This is a genomic window from Aurantimonas sp. 22II-16-19i, from assembly GCF_002088275.1.
Classification (GTDB): domain Bacteria; phylum Pseudomonadota; class Alphaproteobacteria; order Rhizobiales; family Rhizobiaceae; genus Jiella.
In genome coordinates this window covers 1-26,901 of record NZ_AQQS01000040.1, presented here as the reverse complement: position 1 = coordinate 26,901, position 26,901 = coordinate 1, and the positions used below count along the sequence as shown (strand labels likewise).

Genomic DNA, 26,901 nt, shown 5'->3' with positions numbered 1-26,901 from the left:
GAGCGGACAGGGCGACAGGGGCTGCCCTCATCGCAAGTTGCCAGGCCATGGGAGGTTCCATCCAATTCCCGTGACCGCTCCTCGGCCGCGCCCGGTTGTCCGGCGCGGCATCGGCCGGGCAGGACGAAGCGAGGACGGCACCAGCCAGCAGGCGAGCGCCGCGGACGGACGCCGCAACCGGGTCCCGGAGGCCGCCGGGGCCGATGTCGCCGGAAGCCTCAGCCGTCCTTGTCGGCGACCTTGCCGGCCGGGCCGGGCGCGAAGATTTCCATCATCCGCCGGGCATAATCCTTCTGGAAGGCGAGCGCCGCCTCGGCGAGATCGTCGGCAGCGCCCTTCGATGCCGCCGGATTCGCCGCGCCGTCGCCGGACTTCCCGGCAGAAGCGGTACCGGCAGGAGCGGCATCCGGGGGGGTATGGGCCGCCTTCGCCGGGGCCGTCCCGCCAGCCCCGGGCATGTCGACCTGGAAGCTGCGGGCGAACTGCTCCATCAGCGCCGGGTAGAGCCCGAAGAACGCGCCGGCGCCGGCCGGATCCGCCGGACGGGCGCTGTCGGCGGGTTTGGCGGTTTCCGGGGGAAGCCACGGAATCGTGCCGGTCAAGGCGTCGCTGAACAGCTTGTTGAGATAGTCCGATCCCGGCATCTGCGGCGGAGGCCGGCGCTGCGGCGCGTTGGACGGCCGCCCCATCGCCTCGACGGCATTGGCGCTGCGGCGCAGCATCTCGGCCATGGCGCCGGGATAGTTGCCCTCGGCGAGTTCCCGCGGCTGGTTGCGGGTGAGGTTGGCCATCATCATCCGCAGCATGGTGCCGATGGTCATCACCGAAATGTTGCGGATCATGATCTCGACCGTGTCCGGCGCGACGCCGCTCGCCACCGAGACCTGCCGCGCCACCGAGGACACCAGGTCCTGCGAGCCGAACAGCGCCGTCGCGAGATCCTTGGCCGCCGGGCTGGTCGTCGCCCCTTGCGCCAGATCGGACGAGCCGTCCCCGATGAAAGGCTTGTAGAGCCGCGAGATCTCGCCCCACGCACCGGGCACGATCATCGCCCGCTGCAGGGCGAGGGCGAAGGCCGGCGCCAGCGCCGTCGTCGTCTTGCGCAGCTCCTGATGGCTGAGCTTGAACGCGTCGGCGAGGCGGTCGGCACCGATGCCGCTGTCGCTTGCCGTCAGCCAGTCGAAGAAATCCGTCATGATCGGCCCTGTCGGCTGGGTGCCCAGTCCCCGTCGAACGTCGCGAATGCCAAGTATGGATAGATGGGACGAAGTGTCCCGACGCCAAGCTGCGGGCGCGGGGAAACTGCCGATTTTTCGGTTTGGCCCGATCCAGCGCTGTTCGGGGCGATCGCCAGGGCGGGGCGGCACGCTTCACATGGGGTGGGCGACCCCGGCGGCGCCGGCCGATGCGAGGCGTCAGGCGCGTGCCATTCGACAAGAAGAACCGGTGGTCGGTCCTTCAAGGCGGCCGGCAAAGAGCCGCGCGGCCTCTCGCCGCGGGACCGGATCTCGCTCGGGCCGGGCGCCGTCAGTAGCTCAGATGCTTGAACACCCGCGGCATCGAGCGGTCCCACTGTTCCTCGTAGAGCCGCACCAGCTCCTCGGCCGAGGTGGTGCCGCGGGCGACGACCTCTTCGAGCGGGGCGAGGAAGAAGCTCTCGTCGTTGCCCTCGTCGTTCATCCGGCCGCGCGCCCTGAGACCCTGGCGGGCGAGCTTCACCGTCTCGCGTGCGAGTTCGAGCACCGAGCCGTCCCGGAACTTCGTCCTGAAGCCCTCGCGCGGCACGTCGTTGCGCATCGCCTGGACCTCCTCGAAGCTCCAGTCGGCGGTCATGTCGTCGACGGCTGCGAGCGTCGCCTCGTCGTAGAGCAGCCCGACCCAGTAGGCCGGCAGGGCGCAGATCCGCCGCCACGGGCCGCCGTCGGCACCGCGCATCTCCAGGAAGCGCTTCAGCCGGACGTCCGGAAACAGCGTCGAGAGATGGTTGGTCCAGTCGCCCATCTGCGGCTCGGGATCGTCGATCTCGCCCTTCAGCGCGCCGTCCATGAACTGGCGGAAGGTGACGTGGGTGGCGTCGTGGTAGCGCCCGTTCCGGGTGACGAAATACATCGGGATGTCGAGGGCCCACTCGGCATAGTGCCGGTAGGTGAAATCGTCCTCGAAGACGAAGGGCAAGAGCCCCGAGCGCTGGTTGTCGACGTCGTGCCAGACCTCCGACCGCCAGGAGACGAGGCCGTTGGGCTTGCCTTCGGTGAAGGGCGAATGGGCGAACAGCGCCGAGGCGACCGGCTGCAGCTTCATGCCGACGCGCATCTTGCGGCGCATGTCGGCCTCGCCCGAAAAGTCGAGATTGACCTGGATCGTCGCCGTCCGCAGCATCATGTCGAGGCCGCGCGTGCCGACCTTCGGCATGTAGCGGCGCATGATGTCGTAGCGCGACTTCGGCATGATCGGCGTCTCGGCGAGCGTCCAGCTCGGCGAGGAGCCGATGCCGAGGAAGCCGATGCCGAGTTCCTTGGCGACGGCGCGCACCTCGGCGAGATGGGCGTTGGATTCCCGGCAGGTCTGGTGGATCGTCTCCAGCGGCGCGCCGGACAGTTCGAACTGGCCGCCGGGCTCCAGCGAGATCGCCCCCTGGCCCTCGGCGCCGTAGAGGCCGATGATCCGGCCGTCGTCGACGATCGGTTCCCAGCCGGACAGCGACTGCATGCCTTCCAGAATGGCGCGGATGCCCTGCTCGCCCTCGTAGGGGACCGGCGAGAGATCCTCGACGTAATAGCCGAACTTCTCGTGTTCGGTGCCGATGCGGAAGTCCGCGACCGGCTTTTCGCCGTCCTTCAGATGTCCGACCAGGTCCTCGATCGAGGCGACGGGTGTCAGATCGGTCGTGTCGCGCGCCATTGTTCTCGTTCCATTCATTGCGCAAGCGCCGGCGCTCCGGCGCGCGGAACCGGCCATTCCACAGGACCGCGTCGTGCCCCGAATTTTCATCCGGCGCAAGATTGCATCGGTTGACGGTGCGGCCAGCGAGCCGGTGCGCAGCGTTCAGCCCGCCGATTCCCAGTCCCCGATCGTCGCCTGAACCACCGCCAGCGCCGCGACGGCGGCGGTGTCGGCCCTGAGGATGCGCGGTCCGAGCGAGATCGCCGTGACGCTCGTCTCGGCATGAAGCCGCGCCCGCTCTTCGGTGGAAAATCCGCCCTCCGGCCCGATCAGCAGCGACAACGGGCCCTTCGGCAGCCTTGCCAGCGTCGCGACCGGGCTTTCGGCATCCTCCCGCTCGTCGCAGAAGATCATCGGGCCGTGCGGCAGGTACGCCTCCAGCGCCGCGTCGAGCTTCAGCGGCTCGCGGCAGTCGGGGATGGTCAGGATGCCGCACTGTTCGGCCGCCTCGATGGCGTTCGCCCGCATCCGCTCGACATTCACCCGGCTCGCCTGGACGTGCTGGGTCATCACCGGCTGCAGGATGCCGGCGCCCATCTCGACGGCCTTCTGCACCATGTAGTCGAGCCGGGCGTGCTTCAGCGGCGCGAAGAGATAGGCGAGCGCCGGCGCCGGCGTCTGCTCGCGCAACCGTTGCTCGGGCACGAGATCGGCCTTCTTCTTGGCCGTCCTCTCGATCCGGCAGCGCCATTCGCCGTCCCGGCCGTTGAAGGCGAGGACGACGGCGCCGGCATCGAGGCGCATGACGTTGAGGAGGTAGTTCGCCTTGGCCGGGTCGAGGCCGATCCCGGCGCCGGCGCAAAGGTCGGCCTCGACGAAGAGGCGCGGGCTCCTGAAATCGTGGTCGGGCATTGCGTCTCGCTCCATCCCGCAGCGCAACCGAAGCTGCGGCGCACCGTTGTCGGCACAAATCAATCATTTCATCCGAAGGGACGTTTCATGGATTTGCAGATCAGAGACAAGGTCGCGCTGATCACCGGCGCGACCGGCGGCATCGGTTTTGCCACTGCGAGGATTCTGGCCGACGAGGGCTGCAGGCTGGTCCTTTCGGACGTCCGGATCGAGCGGCTCGAGAAGGACGCGTCGTCGCTCCCGACCGAGGTTCTGTGCATCGCCGCAGACGTCACCGACCAGGCGGCGGTCGACACGCTGGCCCGCAAGGGGCGCGAAAAATTCGGGTCGGTCGACATCGTCGTCCACACTTCGGGCATCACCGGCGCCAAGGGCGATCCGCTGGAAATGACCGACGCGGATTACCGCGAAGCCTGGGACATCGACTTCTTCTCCGCCGTGCGCCTCGCCCGCGCGACCTTCCCGGCCATGCGCGAGAAGGGCTGGGGCCGCTTCGTCTGCATCACCTCGGAAAACGCCGTCCAGCCCTATTGGGAGGAGGCGACCTACAACACGGCCAAGGCGGCGCTGGCAGCCTTCGTCAAGAACCTCTCCTATCAGGAGGCGAGGCACGGCATCCTCTGCAACACCGTCTCCCCCGCCTTCATCGAGACCGACATGACCGACGGCATGATGGAACAGCGCGCCAAGGAAATGGGCGTCTCCATGGAGGAGGCGGTGACGAGCTTCCTCGATGAAGAGCGCCCGGGAATCGCCCTGAAGCGTCGCGGCCGGGTGGACGAAGTCGCCGCGGCGATCGCGCTGATCGTCTCGGAGCGCGGCTCCTTCATCAACGGCTCCAACATGCGGGTCGACGGCGGCTCGGTGCAGGCCGTCCAGAACTGACGGCAGCCCGCCCGCGGTGGCTCCGCGATCCGGCTTTACGGCGCCGAGCGGGCGGCTTATCACGCTGCCCGGGCGGGCCCGGCGCGGGTTCGGGGATGGCTCCGGCGACCGGCCGCGGGCTCCATGGCGGAGGGCAGGGGACATGGCGATGGAGATGCGGCGCGCGACGAGGGACGACCTGCCGGCGATCGTCGCGCTCCTTGCCGACGACGTTAGGGGGCGCAGCCGCGACGACGCCTCGCTGCCGCTCGATCCGGCCTATTTCGAGGGCTTCGCGGCGGTCGACGCCGATCCGCGCCAGCTTCTCGCCGTCGCCGTGCGCGACGGCGCCATCGTCGGCACGCTGCAGCTCTCCTTCATCCCCGGCATCGGCCACAAGGGCGCCTGGCGCGGCCAGATCGAGGCGGTGCGGATCGCCTCGCAGCTGCGGGGGCAGGGGCTCGGGGGCGAGATGATCGCCTGGGCGGTCGATACCTGCCGGAGCCGCGGCTGCCGCATGGTGCAGCTGACCTCCGACAAGACCCGGCTCGACACCCACCGCTTCTATGAAAAGCTCGGCTTCGAGCAGTCGCATCTGGGCTTCAAGCTGACGCTCTGAGCCTTTCGGGACGAGGGGCTGGAGCATCGACGGCGACGCAGGCGAACAGGCCGCCCGCGACCGCTTCCTCGCCGTTGCGCGTCACCCGCAGCGCCCGGCTGTCCGCCGCCCGCATCACCCAGGCCTCGCGCTCGGCATGGGCGAACAGTGCCGCGCCGAGCCGCCCGCCGATGTGGTAGCGCCGCTCGCTCCAGTCGAGGCAGCAGCGGCAGGGTGGCCGGCGACGCCCCGCCTGATCGCCGAGCTCGAGCCCGAGCCGGTCGAAGAACGTCATGCCCGCCTCGGTGATCGCCCCACCCTCGTCGGAGAGGACGACCATGCCGCGCGCCTCCAGGAGTTCGGCGAGGTCCACGGCGAAGCGTCCGGCCATGTGGTCGTAGCAGCTGCGCGCCCGCCGCAGCGCCTCGTCGCGGGGGCCGACGGGCCGGTGGCGCGCCGGCCCGAGGTCGGCCGCCCCCATCAGCATCTCCAGCATCTCGGCGACCCGCGGGCCCGCCAGCCGGAAATAGCGATGGCGTCCCTGCTTGAGGCCGACGATCAGCCCGGCATCGACGAGCTTGGCGAGATGGCCGCTGGTGGTCTGGGCGCTGACGCCGGCATGGAAGGCGAGTTCGCCGGCACTCAGCGCTTGGCCGCCCGTGAGCGCGCAGAGGATGTTCGCCCGCGCGACGTCGCCGATGAGGCTGGCGGTGGCGGCGAGCGTGACGGGAGAGGCGAGGCTGGTCATGAGGCGAGGCTAGCCCGGAACGACCGTCGAGCCCAGCGTCATCGCTTCGTCCTTGGTCGAAGCATCGGCCCGCCGCAAGCCGCTATCGCTTGGCCCCCAGCAGCGAACCCGGGAGCCGGCGATGGCGGACGAGATCTTTGGACACTCCGCAAGGCAGGGGCGGACCCGGCCGGCGGATGCCGCGAGGCCTGTGGGTGCGACCGTCTCGGCGAAGGCCGCCATCCTGTGGGCCGGGTGCGCAAGCCTCTCCGTCGCGGCGTTTCGCCTCCTGCGGAGATGGGCCTGCCGCCGTCGCAGCCGCCTCGACCTCGCCGAGCTCTCCGACCGCCAGCTGCGCGACATCGGCGTCGCCCGCGATCTGGCGCTGGAGGAGGCGCGCAAGCCGTTCTGGCGCTGAAGTCCCGGTGACCGGGATCATGAGAAGTCCAGCCGATGGGACCCTGCATCGAGCCCGCGCGGTGCCTGCGCTGCCTGAGCGGAGCAGGTGTCAGTCAGCGACGCGCATCGCCTCGATGAAGCGCGGGGTGTTCTTCGCCTCGACATCGGCCTCGCGCACCAGCCCGTCGAAATGCCGCGTCAGCTCGAGCACCTGCCGGCGCTCGGAGAAGATCAGGTAGAATCGCCCGACATAGACGCTCGCCTGCAGCGGGCCGAAGATCGTCACGGGCGCGGAGAACACCTTCTTGCGGTCGAAGAGATAGAGCCGCAGCGAAGGATAGAGCTCGTCCGTCAGCTCGGCGAGGCGCTTCAGCTGGCTGCGCCGCTCGCCCGCGCCGAGGCCGCGCCAGTAGCCCTCGCCGGCGGCAAATCCCTCCAGCGTGTCCAGCGGCAGGGCGATCTCGTAGTCGGTGTCGGGGGCGCGCAGATAGGCCAGACGGTCGCGCATGTCGGCGATCGCCTGGTCCGACGTCCGGCCGACGAAGTCGCCATATTCGAAGCGCAGCACGTCCTCCGACTTGAGCATGTCGGGCAGGGTGGCCGGGACGTGGCGGATCTTGTAGCCGCGCGCCTCCTCGTGCCAGCGGAAGATGCGCTCGTCGGAGGGCGCCCGCGCCGCTTCCTCCATGCGCATCGCCGCCTGCAGGACGTCGGCGCCGCGCTCGCGCCGGTCGGTCAGGCCGAGCAGCCAGTCGGCCGAGACGGCGAGGGCACTGGCGCATTCGGCGGCGAACTGGGCGTTCGGCAGCCGGCCGTCCTCGGCCGAAAGCGCCAGCGACACCGTCGAGCGATCGGCGCCCGTCGCCCGGGCAAGGCCGCTCTTGGTGACGTTGGCGGTCTGCATCGCCGCGGCCAGCCGGTCGCGAAAGAGGCGGGATCGGTCGCGCTTGTCCATGAAGGTCAGTTGAGAAAAATCACGATACGGGCATGTTATCCCGGATCGTGACCGCAACAAAGAAAATTCTCAGAATGCCCATCGGATGACCGTTCGGCTAAGGATCGGGCCGTCGCCGCAGCAAAGGACCGGGCCGCTCCGGCGAGCCGCCGTCTCCCCGCCCGGCCGAGTGTCCCCGGCGCAAGGCCCGCGGCGAACCCGGCGCTGCGGAAGTGCGCCGCCGTCACAGTCAGGAGTTCACCATGGAAACCCGCAGGCGAAGCTTGGCCAAGGCCGCGTCCTGGCAGGTTTTCGGCATCGTCACGATGTCGATGCTCGGCTTTCTCTTCACCGGCTCGCTTTCGTCCGGCGGTGCGCTGGCCGTGCTCTCCAGCCTCCTCGGCTTCGTCTCCTATCTCGCCCACGAGCGGGTCTGGGCTTCGATCGGCTGGGGCATGGCCGGGACATCGCCTCGCGGGGCCTCCGAGACCGCCACCGGAGCCGAAAGGCCCCGCCTTCCCGTCGCCGGCAACGCATCCCGCGCCACCTCGTGAGCGCGGAGGCAGCGATGCGAGCCGCCGGTCGCGGGGGCGCTGCCGGCTGAGAATGCTCGTCGGACGGCCCGTCGATGCCGTTGCGTTTCCGCCGGCGCCCGCCGCGCCGACGCGCCCGAACACGCCGCAGTTCTTGCAAGGCGTTGTCTCGGCGAAGCTTGCCGAAATCCAAAGTGCGGCGCGAAGGCGCTTGCCGTGTTCAAGCGGGCGTTCCCGAGGCAACGCCTGCAGGATTCTTTATCCCTGGTCTTTAAAACGATCTTGGCATTTCGTCGCCATCAATGAACCATCCGTCGATCACGACGCTCCGGCAGCGGAGCATCACCGGCAATGGTTCCTGATGCAGAGGAAGGCGAACCCATGGAATCCAGCAAACGAAGCCTCGCAAAGGCGGTCTCCTGGCAGATGGTCGGGCTCGTCACCATGGCGATCCTCGGCGAGGTGTTCACCGGATCATTCTTCGCCGGCAGCGAACTCGCCCTGACCTCCTGCGCCATCGGCTTCGTCATGTATGTCCTGCACGAACGGGTCTGGGCCGGCATCCGCTGGGGCCTGAACAGGGCATCGGCCGCCGCGTCGCAGCCCGTCGGCACGGCGCCGACGGGAAGCTGAGGCGCCTCCCTCGCGGGGGGCTTTGCAGCCGGATCCGGGACCCGGGTGGCCGCGGGCGCGGCCGCCTGCGTGCGCACCCGTCGAAGCCGCAGGGGCTTTGGGGTTCTCGTCGGCCCGCAGCTGGCCCGTCCGTCCCCGACAATGGGTCCGGCGATCCGAAGCCGGGCACAAAAAAAGGCGGCCGAAGCCGCCTTTGCGTCGTATCAGAATTGAATCGTATCAGAATCGAATCGTATCAGGTTTTCAGCGTTCGGCTTACTCGGCCGCGGTGGTCTTCGCCGCTTCCTTCTCGGCCTTGGCCCGGTCGCGCTCGGCGGCGGCGATCTGGCGGGCGTCGTCGTTCAGCTTGCGGGCGCGCACATTGGTGGCCTCGACGATACGGGCCGACTTGCCGCGGCGATCGCGCAGGTAATAGAGCTTGGCGCGGCGGACCTTGCCGCGGCGCACGACCTCGACCGAATCGACCATAGGCGAATAGACCGGGAAGACGCGCTCGACGCCCTCGCCATAGGAGATCTTGCGGACGGTGAAGTTCTCCTGGATGCCGGCGCCGGAGCGGGCGATGCAGACGCCTTCATAGGCCTGGACGCGCGTGCGCGTGCCTTCCGTGACCTTCACGTTGACGCGAACGGTGTCGCCGGCGGAAAATTCCGGGATCGTGCGGATGGCTTCGATGCGGGAGGCTTCAGCGGCCTCGAGTTCCTGGATGATGTTCATGGCATAGCCTCAATTCGTTTCACGCCGGGGTATCTTGCAACCCGACATGGCCGCCGTGACGGTCAGGTTATTCTGAGGAAATCGGGTGCGCTCATATACGCGTTTCGCCGGTTTGTCACTAGCGGGGCCCGCAGTTTTCGCCGGGGCGAGGCGCTTTCATGCTGCCTGCGCCGGCCGCTTTCATGACAGTCCGGCGAAGCCGACGAGGATCAGCGAGACCGCCGCGCCGACCCAGACGGTGAAGGCCCGGTTCCAGACGAGGCCGACGGTGAGCGCGCTCACATGGCCGAGCCGGCCGACCAGCAGCGTCGTCGCGGTGAAGGGGGAGGTGGCCCCGGCGAGCGCCCAGCCGGCGGTGACGGCGGCGACGAAGAGGTTGGGCGGCAGGCCGAGGGAGGCCGGCGCCGGCAGAAGCGGCGCCAGCATCGAGACCGAGAGAATCGGGTTCATGCCGAGCTGGCCGAGCAGCGGGATGATCCACACCGGGGCGACGAGGACCAGCCAGACCGGCACGCCGGACAGATCGAGGGCGTGGCCGACGGTCAGCGGCTGGATCAGCGCGGCGCCCAGCGTGCCGATGATGCCGGCCATGACGAGCAGCACGAGTTCGGAGCGATAGGAGGGGAATTCGACGAGGGACAGCCTCTGGAGCCGGCGGAGGGTTTCGGCGGCGCTGCCCGATTCGGCGGCGATCCAGCCGATCGAGATCACCGGCACGAACAGCATGACCACCGCGATGATCCGCAGCCCGGTCAGGTATTCGAGGATGCCGACGCCGGCGAACAGCAGCACCAGCAGCGTCAGCAGCGGCGCGAGATCGCGGATGCTGCCGATCGGCGTCTGGCGCGCCGGCGGCGGGGCGCTGAGCGTCGGCTTGTAGAGCGTGTCGAGGGCCCAGCCGGTGACGAGGAAGACGAGGGCGAAGAGGATCGCGTAGGGCGCCGTGCCGCCCCAGCTGGAGCCGGCGACGACGCTGGTGGTGATGGCGGTGGCAAAGGCCAGCGGCGACCAGCACAGCGACGCGCAGAGCCCGCGCTGCACCGCCAGCAGCATGCGCCGGTTGCGGATCTCGCGGATCTCGGCGTTCTTCTCCCGGCCGGCGATCGCCTCGGTGAGGCCGCCGAGGAGGGTGATCGCGCCGTAGTTGAGGATCAGCGCGAAGAGGTGGCCGCCGATGGTCAGCGCCATGTAGCGCTTGCCCGGCGGCTGGCTGGCGAGATACTGGCCGCAACGCTCGATCGCCGGCGAGGCGGAGGCCGGGGTGCGCAGGCTGGCCAGCGCGATGAAGAAGGTGGCGATGAAGGCGCCCTGGGCCGCGGCCTGGGCGAACACCTCCGGCCAGTCGTCGAGGAGGGCGACGGTGAGGCCGGCCAGGATGAGGCCGATCGCGACGAAGGCCTTGCGCGACCAGCTGGTGAAGGGCGTCGCCACGGCGAGGAAGACGACGAGGCCGCAGGCGGCCGCCATGGCGCCGATCTCGGAGCCGAGCCATTCGCGGACGATGACGGCGACCCCGATGAAGATGAGGAGGGCGCCGAGGATTTTGTCGAGCACGGGCTGAACCAGTCGGGCGGGGGAGCGGACACGGGGCCCGGCGCGGATCGCGGGGGCGGAGAAGAGCGACCATAACGCCAACGGTGGTGGACGCAAGAATTGCGCCCGGCGCCTTTTGGAGCGGGGGCCGCGTGTTGAGCGGGGCCGCGTGCTCCGCCCGCGCCGCACCGGGCCCTGTCGGGGCCGAGACGGCGTGCCGCAGCAATCCGGGGCATCGCCTGCGACGGCACGAATTGCGCTCCTCCGGCGCCGGGGCTATCACGCCGCCCATGCAGCTGACCGTCGCCGCCTTCTATCGCTTCCTGCCCCTCGACGACCTCGAGGCCTCGCGCACTGCGCTCCTCGTCTTCTGCCGCGAGCGGGCCTTGCGCGGCACCATCCTGATCGCCTCGGAGGGCGTCAACGGGACGGTCGCCGGCGCGCCGGAGGCGATGGCCGAGCTCTGCGCCGAGCTCTCCCGCCGCTTCGCCCTCTCGCCCGAGCACCTGCGCATCTCCGCCGCCTCCGACTGGCCCTTCGCCCGCATGAAGGTGCGCATCCGCCCGGAGATCATCACGCTTCGCGACGAAGCGGGCGATCCGCTGGCGAGAACCGGCATCCATGTCGCGCCGCAGGACTGGAACGCCCTGATTTCGAACCCCGACGTCCTCCTCCTCGATACCCGCAACCGTTACGAGACGAAGGTCGGCGGTTTTGCGGGCGCGGTCGATTCCGGCATCGACCAGTTCACCGACTTCAAGCGCTATGTCGAGGAGACGCTCGATCCCGCGACGACCCCGAAGGTCGCGATGTTCTGCACCGGCGGCATCCGCTGCGAGAAGGCCTCGGCCTTCATGCTGGAGAAGGGTTTCGCCGAGGTCTACCAGCTGAAGGGCGGGATCCTGTCCTATCTCGAACAGGTGCCGGAGGCCGAGAGCCGCTGGCGGGGCGACTGCTACGTCTTCGACGGCCGGGTGGCGCTGGGGCATGGGCTGACGGAGACGGATTGGACCGCCTGCTTCGGCTGCGGCGCGCCGCTGTCTGAGGAGGACCGCGCGGCGCCGGAGTATGAGGCGGGCGTCGCCTGTCCCGCCTGCGCCGGGACGAAGAGCGACGACGAGATCGCCGCCCTGCGCGAGCGGCACGAGCGGATGGTTGCGGGCGAGGGGTGAGCGCTCGAATACCTTGGCGCCCTCTCTCCCCTTGCGGGAGAGAACGTCATTCCAAGGAGTTGGGCCTCGGCTTGCCGAGGTCCAAACCTTGAGAATGACAAGAGAGGGGTTTTCACCGCCCAAGCCGCCGCCGGGGGCCCAAGCCGACACGCTTCGAACCCCTCTCTTGCGATTTCGATCGTTTAGCCGCTCCGCGTCTAAGCCGATGAAATCGCTTTCTCCCCCTCAAGGGGGGAGAGCGGCACCCGCGCTCCCACCTGTCGCCACGATCTTGGATGCTTCAGTTCGCGCGGGCGCCGTTTAGCCAGAAGCCGAAGCCGCCGATCTCCCTCCTTGTGGGGGAGATGCCCGCCCTTCGACTGGCTCAGGAGGGCAGAGGGGGGTGCCTCGACGCGGGCCTCGAAAGGGAGAGGCAGCGGCAGAAACCGAAACCCTACTCCTTCTTCCCCCCGAGCGGCTCCAGCGAATGCCGCTTGATCAGGCCGATCTGGGTCATCATGAAGACGAAGGTGATCGGCATGATGCCCCAGACCTTGAAGTCGACCCAGGCGTCGTCGGCGATCTGGCCGGGGCCGTAATAGGCATCGGCCGCCTTCCAGACGACAACGTTGACCACCGCCAGGAAGACGAAGAACAGGCCCCAGCGGAAGGTCAGCTTGCGCCAGCCCTCGTCGTCGAGCTTGAAGGCCTGGTCGAAGACGTAGCCGAGGAAGGATTTGCCGAAGAACAGCCCGCCGAGGAGGACGGCGGCGAACAGCGCGTTGACGATGGTCGGCTTCAGCTTGATGAAGGTCTCGTCCTGCAGCCAGAGCGTCAGCCCGCCGAACACCAGCACCACGGCGCCGGAGACCAGCGGCATGATCGGCAGGGTGCGCGTCACCGCCCAGGAGACCGACAGGGCGATCACCATCGCGCCCATGAACAGCGCCGTCGCGATGAACAGCGGCCCGCCCAGATCGCCCAGCACCGGAAAGGCGGCGGCCAGATCCTCGCCCCTCGAATTGGCGAAGAAGAAAACCAGCAGCGGCCCCAGCTCCAGCGCGAATTTGAGCAGCGGGTTCATCTCCTTGCGGCCGGGCTTGTTGGGTTCACGCTCGATGATGTGTTCGGTCATGGAAGAGGTTTTGCCTTTTCAGCTTCGTCATCCCGGGCTTGACCCGGGATCCATTCCAAATCGCCGCGGAAGGCCGTTTCGGCCGGCGGTCATCGACATTCTCGAACCGCCCGTCGCCGACATGGCTTGGAACGGATCCCGGCTCAAGGCCGGGATGACGACATTGGATGATTTTGCCGGTCGATTTATGGCGTTGCCGCCGCCCCGACCGTCTCAGTTCAGCGGCGTCCCCGCAATCGCGCTGGCGAAATCCTTCGCCTTGAAGGGCTCGAGGTCGTCGATGCCCTCGCCGACGCCGACGAAATAGACCGGCAGCCGGTGCTTCGCCGCGATGGCGACGAGGATGCCGCCACGCGCCGTCCCGTCGAGCTTGGTCATCACCAGCCCGTTGACGCCCGAGACGTTGCGGAAGATCTCGACCTGGTTGAGGGCGTTCTGCCCGGTCGTCGCGTCGAGGGTCTGGAGCACCGTGTGCGGCGCGTCGGGCTCGCGCTTGGCGAGGACGCGGTTGATCTTCTCGAGCTCGGCCATCAGCTCGGCCTTGTTCTGCAGCCGGCCCGCCGTGTCGATGATGAGGACGTCGGAATCGTTCTCGACCGCCCGGTCATAGGCCTCGAAGGCGAGGCCCGCCGCGTCGGCGCCGATCTGCTTGGCGACGACCTCCGAGCCGGTGCGCTCGCCCCAGATCTTCAGCTGCTCGACGGCCGCGGCGCGGAACGTGTCGCCGGCGCAGAGCGTGACCTTCAGGCCGCCGCGGGTGAGCTTGGCCGCCAGCTTGCCGATCGTGGTGGTCTTGCCGGTGCCGTTGACGCCGACGACGAGGATGACATGCGGCTTCTTTTCCAGATCCAGCTCCAGCGGCTGGGCGACCGGGGCGAGCGTCTTCTCGATCTCCTCGGCGAGGATACGGCGAACTTCCGAGCCGGCGATCTCCTTGCCGAAGCGGCCTTCTGACAACCGGTCGGTGATGCGCATCGCCGTCTCGACGCCGAGATCGGCCTGGATCAGGATGTCCTCGAAATCCTGGAGCGTCTCCTCGTCGAGCCGGCGCTTGGTGAACAGCGACGTGATCGAATCGGTGAGCTGGCTGGAGGAGCGGGCGAGCCCCAGGCGCAGCCGGTCCGCCCAGGAGATCCGCGGCGCCGGCGCTGCGGGGGCCTCGGCGGGCTTCTCGCGCAGGCGAAATCCGGCGTCTCCGGGAATGGCGGGACGGGGGGCAGGCGCGGGAACGACGGCGGTGTCGGACGCGGCGTCCACTACCGGACGCTGGTCCTCGTCTTCCTCCTCGGGCGGCAGGTCGGCTTCCAGCCAGGAGAAATCGGCCGCGCTGTCCGCGTCGTCGAGGGCGTCTTCCTCGCCGGGCTTGGCCGGCTCGACGCCGATATGGTCGTCCTCGCTCGCGGGCTCGACCGCCGGCGCGACGGCTTCGGCCTCCGGGGAGGGCTCTCTCGTGGCGGTCTCCACCGGCTCGACGCGCTCGTCGAGGAAGGAGAAGTCGGCCGGGGCGTCTGGCACCGGCTCGGCGGATTCCAGGAACGAGAAGTCCGCGACCTCGGCTTCCTCGTCCGGTGCCTCCTCGCCCAGGGCCGGTCCGGGGCTTTCGGAGAGTTCAGCCTGTGACGGTGCTAGTTCGTCCCGGACGGCGAAGTTTTTTTTTGAGCCTCGTCGTCGCCCGCCGCCGTCGCATCGTCGTCGCGTGGCTTCAGCGGCGTGATGCCGCCCTCGTCCGAGGGAATGGCGCCGGCCTCGGCATCGGCGACGGAGCTGGCCGCCGCGTTCGAGCGCACGTCGGGGTCGGGCGCGTCCTCGCGGCCGAATTCGGTATCCGTCGGCCGCGGCGTCGTGCCGTGCTCCGGCGTGCGCGCTTCCTCGCTCGCCGTGCCGAAGGAAAAGATCCGCCGGAAGAAGCCCTGTTTCTCTGCCATGCCCGTCCTTCGCAAGTTCAATTGCCGCCAGCCGGCATCCGCCGGGCGACGAGGGCGCCATCGGCTGCCCCCGTAATGATAGTGTCGACGACCTCTCCGGGGAGGCCGCAATCGATCTGGCAGAGGGTGAAATTCTCCGCCCGGCCAAGCCCTTCGCGCTCGACCAGCACGCTTTGCCGGCTGCCGACGAGCCGGGCGAGGTGGGCCGCATGGGCCTCTTCGCCGGCGGCGCGCAGGCGCGCCGCGCGCGCCTTGATCACGCTCTTTTCCAGCTGCGGCATGCGCGCCGCCGGGGTTCCCTCGCGCGGCGAGAACGGAAAGACGTGCAGGAAGGTCAGCCCGCATGCCTCGACGATCGCCAGCGAATTCTCGAACATCGCCTCGGTCTCGGTCGGAAAGCCGGCGATGATGTCGGCGCCGAAGACGATGTCCGGGCGCCTCGCCCGGATCTCGGCGCAGAAGCGGATCGAATCGTCTCGGCTGTGCCGGCGCTTCATCCGCTTCAGGATCATGTCGTCGCCGGCCTGCAGCGACAGGTGCAGATGCGGCATGAAGCGCGGCTCGGACGCGATCGCCTCGATCAGCGCTTCGTCGGCCTCGATGGAATCGATGGAGGAGAGCCGCAGCCGCTTGAGCCCGGGGACATGCCGCAGGATGGCCTGGACGAGGTCGCCGAGCCGCGGCGTCCCCGGCAGGTCGGCGCCCCAGCTGGTCATGTCGACGCCCGACAGGACGACCTCGTTGTACCCCGTATCGACCAGCCGCTTCATCTGCTCGACGACGGCGCCCATCGGCACCGAGCGCGAATTGCCCCGGCCGAAGGGGATGATGCAGAAGGTGCAGCGATGGTCGCAGCCGTTCTGGATCTGGACGATCGCCCGCGAGCGGCCCTCGATCGCGTCGATCATGTGGCCGGCGGTCTCGGTCACGCTCATGATGTCGTTGACGCGGACCTTCTCCTCGGCCGACACGCCGAAATCCGGCAGCCTGGCGTAGGTCTCGGCGGAGAGCTTCTCCATGTTGCCGATGACGGCGTCGACCTCGTCCATTCCGGCGAAGCGGCCGGGTTCGGTCTGCGCCGCGCAGCCGGTGACGACGATGCGGGCGTCCGGATTCTCGCGCCGCGCCTTGCGGATCTGCTGGCGGGCCTGGCGGACGGCCTCGGCGGTCACCGCGCAGGTGTTGAAGACGATGGCGCCGCGCGCGTCCTCGCCGAGGCCCGCTTCCTCGGCCTCGCGCTTCATCACCGCCGCCTCGTAGGTGTTGAGCCGGCAGCCGAAGGAGACGATCTCGACGCCCATCAGACGACGTCCCGCGTCTCGGCCGCATCATCGCGGGAGAAGGCGCCGGTCTCGGGGTCGAGGCGGCCCGACCATTCCCATTCCGCCGGCCCGGTCATCACCACATGGTCGTCGTCGCGCCACACGATGGTCAGCGTGCCGCCCGGCTGGGTGACCGCGACCGTTCGCCCGGTGCGCCGCGTGCGGGCGGCGGAGGCGGCGGCGGCGCAGGCCGCCGAGCCGCAGGCGCGGGTCAGCCCGACGCCGCGCTCCCACGTCCGCATGGTCAGCGAGGACGGCGACGTCACCTGTGCGATCGAGATGTTCGCCCGCTCGGGAAAGATCGGATGATTCTCCAGGATCGGCCCGAAGCGGTCGAGGGCGAGGGCGGCAACGTCCCCCTTCACCCAGAAGATCGCATGCGGATTGCCCATCGAGGCGACGGAGGGCGAATGCAGCACCGGCGCGTCGATCGGCCCGATCTGCAGCTCGATCGCCCGGGTGTCGCGGAACTCCTCGGCGAGCGGGATGTCCTGCCAGCCGAAGCGCGGCAGCCCCATGTCGACGGAGATCGTGCCGTCCGGATGCTCCTCGGCCAGAAGCAGCCCGGCCTGCGTCTCGAAGGTGAAGCGGGTCTGCCCGGTCTCTGCGGCCAGCGCCTGGACGACGCAGCGCGTGCCGTTGCCGCAGGCCCCCGCCTCGGATCCATCCCGGTTGACGATGCGCACATAGGCGTCCGTGCCGGGGGTGACGGGGGCGTGGATCGCCATGATCTGGTCGAAGCGCGTCTCGGGCCGCGCGGCGAGCGCCTGCGCCGCCGCGGCACCGACGCGCGCGCTCGTCTGGCGCAGGTCGGCGACGAGGATCTCGTTGCCGCAGCCATTCATGCGGGCAAAGGGGACGGAGGGTACTGCCAAGACTTTCCTGCCGGACGCTTCGAGCGAAATCGCAGCGTATATGGCAAGAAACCTCCCGGATTGCTACCGGGGGGCCGTGCCGGCCGATACGACGCCACACGCCGCCGGAGATCCGGCGGCGTCTGGATGTTCAACGATGGGGGCAGGCGAAGCTCAGCGGGTGACGGCGAAGGCGGGCGCCACGGCCTTCCAGGCGCCGTCCTCGCCGCGCACCGAGATCTGGTAGCGATCCCCCTGAAGGTCCACCGGCAGCTTGATGGCCGCCTGCAGCGTTCCCTCCGGCGTGGTGCGCGTGGTGTCGAGCTCGGCGAAGGCGGCCCCCGGGCTGCCGCCGCCGATGACCACGGGCGTGTCCTTGGGCAGGCCGGTGGCCGAGACCGTCACGGTTCCGCCCGGCGCCGGCGCCGCCGGTTCCAGGGTCACCTCGGCCGGCTGCTCGCCCTCCGACAGTCCCAGACGCGTGCCGATGTCGCGGATGTTCGACTGCAGCTGCGGATTGTCGTTCAGGAAGCCGTCGACCGACGATCTCACGCTGGAGCCGACATCGCCGGCTGCCTGGGACAGTCCCTCGCCGGCGTCGGAGGCCATCGACTTCAGCCGGTCCATCGGGCCGGTGAGGCTGACGGTCCCGCCGATCTGCAGGTCGGCCGAGCTGTCGACGCTGGGATTGGCCCGCAGGATGAGCCCTTCGCTCACCTCGCAGCGGCTGGCGATCGAGCTGATCGTGTCGCCGGGCCGAACCTCCGCCTGGGCACCGCATGCTCCCGCCGCCTCGGCCGAGGCGGCGGATGCGACGAGAAGCAGCCCTGCGAGCGCGGTTGCGCCTTTCCTCATGGGTGTCTCCTGGACTGTGCGCTGGCCGCGATCAATTGCTCGTCGCCGGCGGGGTCGTCTCGCCGCCCGTGGCGGGAGCCGTCGTCGCGCCGTCGGCCGGGGCGGTCTCCGTACCCGTGCCCATCGTACCCGTGCCCATCGTGCCCGTGCCCGTCGTAGCGCCCGTATCGGTGCCGGTGGTGGTCGGCGCCGCGGCATCGGGTGCCGTGGTCGTCATGGGAGCGGCGGCGTCGCCGGTGGTTGCCGGCTCCTCGGTGGTCACGACGCCGTCGCCGGCCGTCTGCGTGCCGAAATAATTGCCGTTGAGCAGGAAATACCCGCCGACGATCACGACGACGATGACGATGCCCGCGATCAGCCAGCTGGAACCGCCGCCGCCGCCGCCACCGCCGGTTCCGCGGTCGTTGTTGACGATCGTCGCGCGATCTCCGTCCGGCCTGCGTCCGCCCGTATTGCTCATGGTGATGTCCTCCAAATTGGCCGCGACCGGGCGTCCCTCTGCGCGGCAGTCGTGCCGCGAAAGGGACGGCGTGCGGCGTTACCCTTCATCCGCATGAATGTCGCCAGGCGCCTATCGTTCCGTCCCGGGAGGACGCGGCGATCTCATTTTTCCCAGTCGGTGCCGATCGCCTTGCGGTCGAGCTGCGCGGCATCCTCGACGATGTCGCGACACTCCTCCCGGTCGTTCTCGTCGGCCGCGGCGGGGTAGTCGGCCCCGTCGGCGCTGCGGGTCAGCGCCAGCTTGAACAGCATGGGGAAGTGGTCCGACCCGATATGCGGCAACCTCTTCATGGCGACGAGATCGAAGCGGGCATTGTGGAACAGGTGGTCGAGCGGCCAGCGGAGCAGCGGGTAGCGCGCGTCGAAGGTGTTGTAGAAGCCGCGCCCGACCCGCGGATCGAGCAGCCGCGACATCCGCTGGAAGTGCCGCGTCGTGTGCGACCAGGCGACGTCGTTGAGGTCGCCGCAGACGATCGCCGGCAGGTCGTCCTCGCCGACCAGCCGCGCCACCTCGATCAGCTCGGCGTCCCGTCCGGCCGAATCCGCATAGGGAACCGGCGGCTCGGGATGGATGCAGTAGAGGCGAAAGTCGTGGCCGCTGCGCAGCCGCACCCGTGCGATGATCGACGGCACGTCGTCCATCACCAGCGTCTCGATCCGCACGTCGGAGAGCTCGAGCCGGGAATAGACGATCATGCCGTAGCTGTTGTCGAGCGGCCGGGAGACGACGTGCGGCATGGTCTCGCCGAGCGGCTCGAGGGCCTTGGCCCAGCCTTCGTCCACCTCCATGAACAGGGCGATCTCCGGCTCCTCCCGCCGCACCATGTCGATGGCGTCCTGATATCGCCGGTTCGACATCTTCACGTTGGAGGAGATCACCGAGACCGTGTCGGGACCGTTCGGATCGCCCTCGTAGCGCTTCGACTGCCGCGAGCGCAGCGGCGAGAACTGGGCGATGCAGGCGAGCTGCGTTCCGGCGACGACCAGCAGGCCGCCGACGATCCACTCGCGCGCCGGCCAGGCCAGCAGCCAGATGGCGAGGATGGCAAGGATCATCGCTATGGCGAGGATCTGCAGCCTTGGGAAGGAGAACACCCGCACGAAGCCGTGGGAGATCCGCAGGAACGAGATGCCCGTCGCAGCCAGGAGGAACAGGGTGAGAGCTGCGAAGAGATACGTCATGTCGTTCGAGGGCTCCGGCTGGATCGGTGAGATGGCGATGCACGGCGCTGACGAGCCCCGGGATTGCACGGTGCCAACTATTCACCCGCCGCGCAGCTTCCATGGCTGGAGCGGAGAAATATCCCGCATCATACCGGCCCGACCGGCCCGCGATGTGCCGCAAGCCCATCCCGAAACGAGACAGCGCGGCCTCTCGGCCGCGCTGGTCCCACCTTTCGGCTCGCTTTTGGGGCGTTGAAGCGAGCGAAAGAGTTCCGTGAGCTCGTTGTTGGAACGCTTACACAATGCGCGTGCGCGAGCGTTTCGCCAGCCCCCAAACGGGGGCAATCGAGGCCTCCTCTGCCGTTCGCCCGATCAGTGGAAAGCCTGGAGCGATCTTTGCGGGGGAGGGCGAGAAGACGCGTCGAGAGACGCGGCGGAGCCTTGGCTCGGACATGCGTTCAGACGCTGGCGAGGGCTGCGATCAGCGTGGCGATCTCCGGCTGGCGGTGGACGCCGAGCTTGTCGCAGACGTGTTTCAGCCGCTTGCGGATGGTCTGTTCCGACAGCCCGGCCTCGCTGGCGAAGGCCTTCACCGTCAGCCCGCGATAGATGCCGATCGCCAGCGCTGCCTCGCCGTTGCTGAGGCCCGTGGCGCTGCGCACGAAGGTGATGTCGGGGATGCGCCTCGCCGCCGGGTCGACGAACTTGACGACGCCGTAGCGGCTCCCGCCATTGCCGGAGGGCGTGGCGAAGAACCGCAGGAAGAGCGGCGCGGCAAAGGCCGGATGCGGCACCGCGACCGGGCTCGGCAGCGTCATCGACCGGCCGGTGATGACGCGGATCGTGCGGGCGACGGCCCGGGTGATGGCGTCGGTCACCTCGGGCTGGCAGGCCATCAGCCGGCGCCCGGCGAGCCGCAGCCCGTTGCGGCTGTCGACGAGGCTCCGCGCCGCCGGGTTGAGGTGGATGACGAGGCCGTTGACGTCGAAGATCGCCACCGGGTCGGGCAGCCCGTCGAAGGCGGCGAGCGCGCCTTCCCGGGCGATCGCGCCGCTCGGCAGGATGTCCTTCAGATGGGCGATGCGGGCCACCTGGTTGGCCAGCACCATCAACGCCGCCTCCTCGTCGCGGTCGAGGGCCGGCCGGTCCTGCCGGCGATGCGCCGTCACCGCGACGATGCCGCCCTGGCTGCGCCCGAACACCATCGTCATGTTCCAGCATTCGGGATGGCGGCGATAGAACTCCTGATGCACCGGGCAGCGGGCGATCTCGTCCTCGCTCATCAGGTCCCGCGTCGTCACCAGCCCGCTCGGTCGGGCCGCGAGCCGGGGCAGGCGGATGTCGCGGGGAAGATAGGCGGTGAGATATTCGAGGGCCGAATCCGGGTCGAAGGGATGGCTGAACTGCCGCGCCGCCCCGTCGCCGCCGGCGGTGATCAGGTTGAACCGCTCGGCGCCGGTCGCCTCGGCGCCGCAGCGCACGGTCTCCTGCCAGTCGCTGCCGTGCTCGAGCGCGTCATAGAGCCCGTCGAGGGCCCGGGTCAGTCTGCTCGTGGTTTCGCTCATCCAGGGTCCGGCGGCTCTTGCGTTGGCGTCGTGTTCGGCGGGTCCGAAACGCTCGGCCCGCGATCGAGAGAGGCGGCGGCCATGCCCGCGGCCGGCCGGCCGACTGGTTCGCCCGCCCGGCGAGACCGGCGCGCTTGGCGCCGCTTGTTCCGGCGGTGTCGCGTCTCCATCCCGCCCGGCGGCCCTTTCGTCTTCCGATCCATGCCGCAGGGACGTCGTCCGCCAGCGAAGTCTTCGGCCGCGTTCCTTCCCGCCAATTCACCACGACGACGCGTCATCGACTGAATATGTCAAGTTTATCGACGATTTGGTAAGGCTGCAAGTTCGTCGGATCGGCAACGGCCGGCGACCTCCTGCTTCGAGGCTCCACCGCCCTCCAGCCCGCCACCGGAGCCCGGCGCAGGGCTTGCCGCGAAGCGGGCACGGGTGGCACCGCCGCGAGCGCTGTGGCAGAGAACCGGGAGCCCGAAGGCCCCGCAGGTCCGGCCCCTCGAAAGCTCAGGTCACCGCCCGTCCGATGTCCTCCGTCAAGACCCCATCTTCGAGCGCCGGCGGCCCCCCGGGCACCGGCGGGAGCGAGACCGAAGGCGCGGATGCCGCCCCGCCCGCGCCGCTGCCGGCCCGCCTGCCCGCTCGCCTGGTCGAGCGACTGCGGGCGCAGCTGCGCTCGAGCGAGATCTGGTTCACCGCGCTGGCAGCGCTGCTCGGCGTTGCGGCCGGTGCGATGACGGTGGGACTGCAGGTCGCCGCCCACGCCATCCAGGCGCTGCTCTACGGGCTCTCCATGTCCGAGCGTCTCAGCACCCAGACCTCGCTCTCCTGGCTGCAGCTTCTCGCCTTGCCGCTCGGCGGCGCCGCGCTGGCGCTGTTCACCTTTCTGGTCCGGGCGCGCAAGCGGGCCCTCGTCGACGCGGTCGAGGCGAATGCGCTGCATGGCGGCCAGATGTCCATGAAGGACAGCGTCATCGTCTCCGGCCAGACGCTCCTGTCCAACGGCGTCGGCGCCTCGGTCGGGCTGGAGGCGGCCTATGCGCAGATGGGCTCGGGCTTTGCCTCCTTCGCCGGCCGCTTCCTCGCCGTGCGCCGCTCGGACCTGCGCACGCTGGTCGGCGCCGGGGCGGGAGCGGGGATCGCTGCCGCCTTCGGCACGCCGCTCGCCGGCGCCTTCTACGCCTTCGAGATCGTCATCGGCGCCTATACGCCCTCGACCATCGCGCCGATCGCCGCGGCCTGCGTCTCCGCCGTCCTGACTGCCCGCGGCCTCGGCCATTCGCCCTACCTCATCGCCTCCGGCGGCTCCGGCCCGATCGACCTCACCCACTATCTCCTCTATGTCGCGCTCGCCGCCCTCTGCGCCGGCCTCGGCATCTTCCTGATGCGGGCGATCTCGGTGGTCGAGGCGCTGATCAAGCGCGCGCGCCTGCCGGCCTTCGCCAAGCCGGCCGTCGGCGGCGCGCTGTTGATGCCGCTCGCCTGGATCACCCCGCAGGTGCTCTCCTCCGGCCACTCGGCGCTCTATCTGGACATTTCCGGGGGCCTGCCGATGGGCTTCCTGATCACCGTCATCCTCGCCAAATGCGCCGCCTCGATCATCTCGCTCGGCTTCGGCTTCCGGGGCGGTCTGTTCTTCGCCTCGCTCTTCGTCGGCTCGCTGTTCGGCCAGCTCTATGCCGATACGCTCTTCCTCGTCTTCGGCCATGTCGTCGTCGAGCAGCCCCATGCGGCGCTGGTGGCGATGGCGGGCCTCGCCGTTGCGGTGATCGGCGGGCCACTGACCATGGCGATGCTGGTCCTCGAGACGACCCAGAACCTCTCGCTCACCGGCGTCGTGGTGGTCGCCTCGCTGGTCGCGAGCACCCTCGTCCGGGTGTTCTTCGGCTATTCCTTCTCCACCTGGCGGCTGCATCTGCGCGGCGAGACGATCCGCTCGGCGCGCGACGTCGGCTGGGTGAAGACGCTGACCGCCGGCCGCATGATGCGCCGCGAGACCCGGGCGACGCCGGCCGCCCTCACCATCGCCGAGTTCCGCCGCCGCTATCCCCTCGGCTCCACCACCCGCGTCGTCCTGATCGACGACCAGGACCGCTATGCCGGCATCGTCGTCACTCCCACCGCCTATGCCGACAGCCTCGACACGGCCGCTCCCATCGCCGAGGTCGCGGTGCTGACCGATGCGGCGCTGCGGCCCGAGATGGACATCAGCCAGGTGATGCAGACCTTCGACACCGCCAGCGCCGACGAACTCGCGGTCATCGGCGCGGAAGGCCAGGTGCTGGGGCTGTTGTCGGAGAGCTTCGTCAGGAAACGCTACGCCGAGGAGATGGAGAAGAACCAGCGGGATCTGTTCGGGGAGAGGGGGTGAGGGGGCTCGCGCCGCAGCGGGACGCGCAGGAGAAACGCGGGCGTGAGGGGGCTCTTCGGCGGGGCCCGGCGGCGCTCCGCCGAGGTCCCGTCGCACATCTCAGTTCCAGTCGCCCTGGTTGACCGCCGGATATTTGGCGTCGCAGAGGCCGCCTTTGCCCGGCTTGACCAGGAATTCGCCGTTGTCGTCGGCGCGGGCGATCGTCACGCTGTGGCTCGTGCCGTCGTCGTTGCGGCTGCCCGCCGGCATCACCAGCAGGCGGTCGGGGTTCTCGAGCATATAGCCGCCCTTGGTCCGGCGCAGGCTGAACTGGCCGCCATCCTCGTCGATGCCGCAGTCGAGCTTGTCGCGGGACGTCGGCTGGCAGTAGCCGAAGCCGAGCATCGGCGCCGGCGGGCCGCCCCGCACCCGGACGGCGATCGCGACGTTGATCAGGGTGGTGGGGCCGCTGGCGTCCCACTGGGGCGTCTCGACCCCGTCGAGGACCAGCACGGGGCGGTAGATCACGGCGATGTCGGTGACGGTCTGGCGCGGATGGCTGCGCATGTGCTCGGGCGAATAGGAGCGGGCGAAGCAGGTCTCCACCAGCGGATCGACGAAGGCTGAGGGCGGCACCGACTTGCCGGCGGGCTGGGCGCCTGCGGGCGAAAGGTTCGCAGCGGCAGCCGACAGGACGATGGCGAATGCGAGCATCTGGCGCATGGGAAGCTCTCTTCGTATCATGGGGGCCGATCCCGGCTTGGGGCCGGTTTCCCGCGCGGAGCGGGCCGGCCGGCGGCCTCGATGCCGCCGACCATGCGGGACAAGGGCAGACGGAGCCAATGACCGAGCGTCCGCTTTCCTGGTCCCGGCGTCTGGCGTGGTCCGGATGTCTGGCCTCGCCCGAAAGCCCGGCGTCAGCGAGACGCAGGAGGGCGCTTTCGACGCCCGCTTTGCCGCCAAACTTGACATCCGCCCCTCTTCCTGATTGAAACCGCCCTCAAATCCGCGACATGCCGTCCGCGATCCGCCGACCGGGCCCCTCGACTGATCCTCTCGATGATCACGAGCCGCCCGGAGGTCCCCATCCCCCAGCGAGTTTCGCCCGGGGATGCGCTCATGCTGTGTGCCGTTCGCTCGGCCGGGCACTGAGGGTTTGCGAGCCGGTCCTGTCCGCCCCACCTTTCGGGTGACACCGGAAGGACGGAAGGAAGCTTGATGTTCGATTCGCTCCAGGACCGCCTCGGGTCCATCCTGAACGGCCTCACCGGCCGCGGCGCTCTCTCCGACAAGGACGTGTCGGCGGCGCTGCGCGAGGTGCGACGGGCGCTCCTGGAGGCCGACGTCTCGCTCGAAGTCGTGCGCGGCTTCACCGACCGGGTGCGCGAGAAGGCCGTCGGCGCCGAGATCCTGAAGTCGATCAAGCCCGGCCAGATGGTCGTCAAGATCGTCCATGACGAGCTGGTCGCCACCCTCGGCGAAACCCAGGTGCCGATCGATCTCAACGCGCCGGCCCCGGTCGTGGTGATGATGGTCGGCCTGCAGGGCTCCGGCAAGACGACGACCACCGGCAAGATCGCGAAAAGGCTGACCGAGCGCCAGAAGAAGAAGGTCCTGATGGCCTCGCTCGACACGCGGCGCCCGGCCGCGCAGGAGCAGCTGAAGATCCTGGGCGAGCAGACCGGCGTCGCGACCCTGCCGATCATCGCGGGGCAGGGCCCCGTCGAGATCGCCGGCCGCGCCGAACAGGCCGCCCGCCTCGGCGGCTACGACGTCGTCATCCTCGACACCGCCGGTAGAACCCATATCGACGAGCCGCTGATGGTCGAGATGGCCGACATCAAGGCGAGGACCCGGCCCCACGAGATCCTGCTCGTCGCCGACTCGCTGACCGGCCAGGACGCGGTCAATCTCGCCCGCTCCTTCGACGAGCGCGTCGGGATCACCGGCATCGTTCTGACCCGCGTCGACGGCGACGGGCGCGGCGGTGCGGCCCTTTCCATGCGCGCCGTCACCGGCAAGCCGATCAAGCTGATCGGCACCGGCGAGAAGATGGATGCGCTGGAGGACTTCCACCCCTCGCGCATCGCCGACCGCATCCTCGGCATGGGCGACATCGTCTCGCTGGTCGAGCGGGCATCGGAAAACATCGACGCGGAAAAGGCCGCGGCGATGGCCAAGAAGATGCAGTCGGGCAAGTTCGACCTGAACGACCTCGCCGATCAGATCCGCCAGATGCAGAAGATGGGCGGCATGGGCGGGATGATGGGCCTGATGCCCGGCATGGGCAAGATGAAGGGCCAGATGGCCGCCGCCGGGCTCGACGACAAGATGCTGAAGCGCCAGCTGGCGATCATCTCCTCGATGACGGCGGCCGAGCGCGCCAATCCCGACCTTCTCAAGCACTCCCGCAAGAAGCGCATCGCGGCGGGCTCCGGCACCGGCGCCGCCGACATCAACAAGCTCCTGAAGATGCACCGCCAGATGGCCGACATGATGAAGGCCATGGGCAAGGGCGGCAAGGGCGGCATGATGCAGAAGATGATGGGCGGCCTCGCCGGCAAGATGGGCCTGCCCGGCGGCGGGATGCCCGGGGGCGGGATGCCCGACCTGTCGAAGATGGACCCGAAGGAGCTCGAGGCGCTGGCGAAGGCCGCCCAGTCCGGCGGCATGCCGGGAATGCCCAAGGGCATGCCCCCCGGCTTCGGCGGTGGCGGCGGAATGCCCGGCGGCTTTCCAGGCCTGCCCGGCCTGCCGGGCAAGAAGAAGTAACCGAGGCTCCGGCCTCACACGACGTTCCATGAACCCAACGATACGGATGCCGGCGACACAAGAAGGCCGGTGCCGAGAAAACTCAGAAGGAAGTGAACAATGCCCCTGAAGATGCGCCTGGCCCGTGCCGGCTCGAAGAAGCGCCCCTACTACCACATCGTCGTCGCCGACGCCCGTTCGCCCCGTGACGGCCGGTTCATCGAGCAGATCGGCTCGTGGAACCCGATGCTGCCGAAGGACGCCGAGCGCGTCGCCCTGAAGGAAGACCGGATCAAGCATTGGCTGTCCGAGGGCGCCCAGCCGACCGACCGCGTCCTGCGCTTCCTCGACAAGGCCGGCATCGCGTCGCGCGGCGAGCGCAAGAACCCGACCAAGGGCCTGCCGGGCAAGAAGGCGCAGGAGCGCGAGGCCGAGCGCAAGCAGAAGGAAGCGGACGCCGCTGCCGCTGCCGCCGAGGCCGAGGCCGCCAAGAACGCGCCCGCCGAGGCTCCGGCCGAGGAAGCGCCGGCCGAGTGATGCCACAGCCCAGGATTGGGCAGGCTGCCAGACTTTCCGCGGGCGGCGCCATCCGGCGCCGCCCGTT

At 69.3% G+C, this 26,901-nt stretch carries 26 protein-coding genes; 9 read left to right on the top strand and 17 right to left on the bottom strand.

The genetic code is table 11. The features are described from left to right. Nucleotides 1-218: 218 nt before the first annotated feature. The 3 genes from ATO4_RS23000 to ATO4_RS22990 all read right to left on the bottom strand — a co-directional run bounded on the left by ATO4_RS23000 (nt 219) and on the right by ATO4_RS22990 (nt 3,795). A complete protein-coding gene (locus ATO4_RS23000; protein WP_083594112.1) occupies nt 219-1,196 on the bottom strand; it encodes a hypothetical protein in 978 nt (325 codons plus the stop codon). A gap of 331 nt (nt 1,197-1,527) precedes the next feature. Beyond that, entirely contained in the window at nt 1,528-2,901 is a 1,374-nt protein-coding gene (locus ATO4_RS22995) for a glutamate--cysteine ligase (protein ID WP_083594111.1), read from the bottom strand. A 144-nt stretch (nt 2,902-3,045) separates the two neighbouring features. Further along, a complete protein-coding gene (locus ATO4_RS22990; RefSeq protein ID WP_083594110.1) occupies nt 3,046-3,795 on the bottom strand; it encodes a 16S rRNA (uracil(1498)-N(3))-methyltransferase in 750 nt (249 codons plus the stop codon). A gap of 87 nt (nt 3,796-3,882) precedes the next feature. On the opposite strand from ATO4_RS22990, the gene ATO4_RS22985 reads away from it, so the two are divergent. Together ATO4_RS22985 and ATO4_RS22980 are read left to right on the top strand one after the other, a co-directional pair. Next, nucleotides 3,883-4,680 (top strand): SDR family oxidoreductase, encoded by a 798-nt coding sequence (locus tag ATO4_RS22985; RefSeq protein WP_083594109.1) that lies wholly within the window; start codon nt 3,883-3,885, stop codon nt 4,678-4,680. 142 nt (nt 4,681-4,822) lie between these two features. After that, complete coding sequence (locus tag ATO4_RS22980; RefSeq protein ID WP_210191125.1) at nt 4,823-5,278, top strand: GNAT family N-acetyltransferase; 456 nt, start codon at nt 4,823-4,825, stop codon at nt 5,276-5,278. On the opposite strand, the gene ATO4_RS22975 is transcribed toward ATO4_RS22980, so the two are convergent. Further along, on the bottom strand, nt 5,262-6,005 hold the full coding sequence (locus ATO4_RS22975) for a helix-turn-helix domain-containing protein (protein ID WP_083594108.1): 744 nt from the start codon (nt 6,003-6,005) through the stop codon (nt 5,262-5,264). The genes ATO4_RS22980 and ATO4_RS22975 overlap by 17 nt on opposite strands. A gap of 121 nt (nt 6,006-6,126) precedes the next feature. On the opposite strand from ATO4_RS22975, the gene ATO4_RS22970 reads away from it, so the two are divergent. Further along, nucleotides 6,127-6,402, top strand: coding sequence for a DUF1127 domain-containing protein (locus tag ATO4_RS22970; protein ID WP_083594107.1), 276 nt, complete (start codon nt 6,127-6,129; stop codon nt 6,400-6,402). Nucleotides 6,403-6,492: 90 nt separating this feature from the next. On the opposite strand, the gene ATO4_RS22965 is transcribed toward ATO4_RS22970, so the two are convergent. Continuing rightward, complete coding sequence (locus tag ATO4_RS22965) at nt 6,493-7,338, bottom strand: transcriptional regulator (RefSeq protein WP_083594106.1); 846 nt, start codon at nt 7,336-7,338, stop codon at nt 6,493-6,495. Nucleotides 7,339-7,580: 242 nt separating this feature from the next. Here ATO4_RS22965 and ATO4_RS22960 point away from each other — a divergent pair, with 242 nt between their 5' ends. Continuing rightward, the gene (locus ATO4_RS22960; RefSeq protein WP_083594105.1) at nt 7,581-7,871 is read left to right on the top strand and encodes a DUF2061 domain-containing protein; all 291 of its coding nucleotides are present in this window, start codon (nt 7,581-7,583) and stop codon (nt 7,869-7,871) included. A 360-nt stretch (nt 7,872-8,231) separates the two neighbouring features. After that, nucleotides 8,232-8,483: a DUF2061 domain-containing protein gene (locus tag ATO4_RS22955; protein WP_083594104.1), complete on the top strand. Its 252-nt coding sequence runs from the start codon at nt 8,232-8,234 to the stop codon at nt 8,481-8,483. Between the two features lie 255 nt (nt 8,484-8,738). On the opposite strand, the gene rplS is transcribed toward ATO4_RS22955, so the two are convergent. Both rplS and ATO4_RS22945 read right to left on the bottom strand, forming a co-directional pair. Beyond that, complete coding sequence (rplS, locus tag ATO4_RS22950) at nt 8,739-9,200, bottom strand: 50S ribosomal protein L19 (protein ID WP_083594103.1); 462 nt, start codon at nt 9,198-9,200, stop codon at nt 8,739-8,741. A gap of 180 nt (nt 9,201-9,380) precedes the next feature. Continuing rightward, nucleotides 9,381-10,754: a hypothetical protein gene (locus tag ATO4_RS22945; RefSeq protein ID WP_139802642.1), complete on the bottom strand. Its 1,374-nt coding sequence runs from the start codon at nt 10,752-10,754 to the stop codon at nt 9,381-9,383. Between the two features lie 269 nt (nt 10,755-11,023). Here ATO4_RS22945 and ATO4_RS22940 point away from each other — a divergent pair, with 269 nt between their 5' ends. Continuing rightward, a complete protein-coding gene (locus ATO4_RS22940; RefSeq protein WP_083594135.1) occupies nt 11,024-11,905 on the top strand; it encodes a rhodanese-related sulfurtransferase in 882 nt (293 codons plus the stop codon). A 433-nt stretch (nt 11,906-12,338) separates the two neighbouring features. Here the strand turns inward: ATO4_RS22940 and ATO4_RS22935 are convergent, their stop codons facing one another. The 9 genes from ATO4_RS22935 to ATO4_RS22900 form a co-directional block, all read right to left on the bottom strand. Further along, complete coding sequence (locus ATO4_RS22935) at nt 12,339-13,019, bottom strand: septation protein A (protein WP_083594102.1); 681 nt, start codon at nt 13,017-13,019, stop codon at nt 12,339-12,341. A 213-nt stretch (nt 13,020-13,232) separates the two neighbouring features. After that, nucleotides 13,233-14,603 carry a signal recognition particle-docking protein FtsY gene (gene ftsY, locus ATO4_RS22930; protein WP_210191126.1) on the bottom strand — a complete coding sequence of 457 codons (1,371 nt, stop codon included), beginning with the start codon at nt 14,601-14,603 and terminating at the stop codon, nt 13,233-13,235. A gap of 41 nt (nt 14,604-14,644) precedes the next feature. Further along, the gene (locus ATO4_RS28150) at nt 14,645-14,944 is read right to left on the bottom strand and encodes a hypothetical protein (RefSeq protein WP_210191127.1); all 300 of its coding nucleotides are present in this window, start codon (nt 14,942-14,944) and stop codon (nt 14,645-14,647) included. A gap of 17 nt (nt 14,945-14,961) precedes the next feature. Continuing rightward, nucleotides 14,962-16,245 (bottom strand): tRNA (N(6)-L-threonylcarbamoyladenosine(37)-C(2))-methylthiotransferase MtaB, encoded by a 1,284-nt coding sequence (gene mtaB / locus ATO4_RS22925; RefSeq protein WP_083594101.1) that lies wholly within the window; start codon nt 16,243-16,245, stop codon nt 14,962-14,964. After that, the gene (dapF, locus tag ATO4_RS22920) at nt 16,245-17,111 is read right to left on the bottom strand and encodes a diaminopimelate epimerase (protein WP_245308900.1); all 867 of its coding nucleotides are present in this window, start codon (nt 17,109-17,111) and stop codon (nt 16,245-16,247) included. Before dapF ends, mtaB begins: the two co-directional genes overlap by 1 nt. A gap of 183 nt (nt 17,112-17,294) precedes the next feature. Next, on the bottom strand, nt 17,295-17,975 hold the full coding sequence (locus tag ATO4_RS22915; protein WP_083594099.1) for a LysM domain-containing protein: 681 nt from the start codon (nt 17,973-17,975) through the stop codon (nt 17,295-17,297). 31 nt (nt 17,976-18,006) lie between these two features. Beyond that, a complete protein-coding gene (locus tag ATO4_RS27890) occupies nt 18,007-18,450 on the bottom strand; it encodes a hypothetical protein (protein WP_083594098.1) in 444 nt (147 codons plus the stop codon). A gap of 128 nt (nt 18,451-18,578) precedes the next feature. After that, on the bottom strand, nt 18,579-19,658 hold the full coding sequence (locus ATO4_RS22905) for an endonuclease/exonuclease/phosphatase family protein (RefSeq protein WP_083594097.1): 1,080 nt from the start codon (nt 19,656-19,658) through the stop codon (nt 18,579-18,581). 440 nt (nt 19,659-20,098) lie between these two features. After that, nucleotides 20,099-21,205, bottom strand: coding sequence for a helix-turn-helix transcriptional regulator (locus ATO4_RS22900; protein ID WP_083594096.1), 1,107 nt, complete (start codon nt 21,203-21,205; stop codon nt 20,099-20,101). Nucleotides 21,206-21,722: 517 nt separating this feature from the next. On the opposite strand from ATO4_RS22900, the gene ATO4_RS22895 reads away from it, so the two are divergent. Further along, on the top strand, nt 21,723-23,567 hold the full coding sequence (locus tag ATO4_RS22895; protein ID WP_083594095.1) for a chloride channel protein: 1,845 nt from the start codon (nt 21,723-21,725) through the stop codon (nt 23,565-23,567). A gap of 99 nt (nt 23,568-23,666) precedes the next feature. On the opposite strand, the gene ATO4_RS22890 is transcribed toward ATO4_RS22895, so the two are convergent. Then, complete coding sequence (locus tag ATO4_RS22890; RefSeq protein WP_083594094.1) at nt 23,667-24,269, bottom strand: hypothetical protein; 603 nt, start codon at nt 24,267-24,269, stop codon at nt 23,667-23,669. Between the two features lie 495 nt (nt 24,270-24,764). On the opposite strand from ATO4_RS22890, the gene ffh reads away from it, so the two are divergent. Both ffh and rpsP read left to right on the top strand, forming a co-directional pair. Beyond that, on the top strand, nt 24,765-26,318 hold the full coding sequence (ffh, locus tag ATO4_RS22885) for a signal recognition particle protein (protein ID WP_083594093.1): 1,554 nt from the start codon (nt 24,765-24,767) through the stop codon (nt 26,316-26,318). 99 nt (nt 26,319-26,417) lie between these two features. Continuing rightward, on the top strand, nt 26,418-26,834 hold the full coding sequence (gene rpsP, locus ATO4_RS22880; protein ID WP_083594092.1) for a 30S ribosomal protein S16: 417 nt from the start codon (nt 26,418-26,420) through the stop codon (nt 26,832-26,834). The last annotated feature ends 67 nt before the right edge of the window (nt 26,835-26,901 follow it).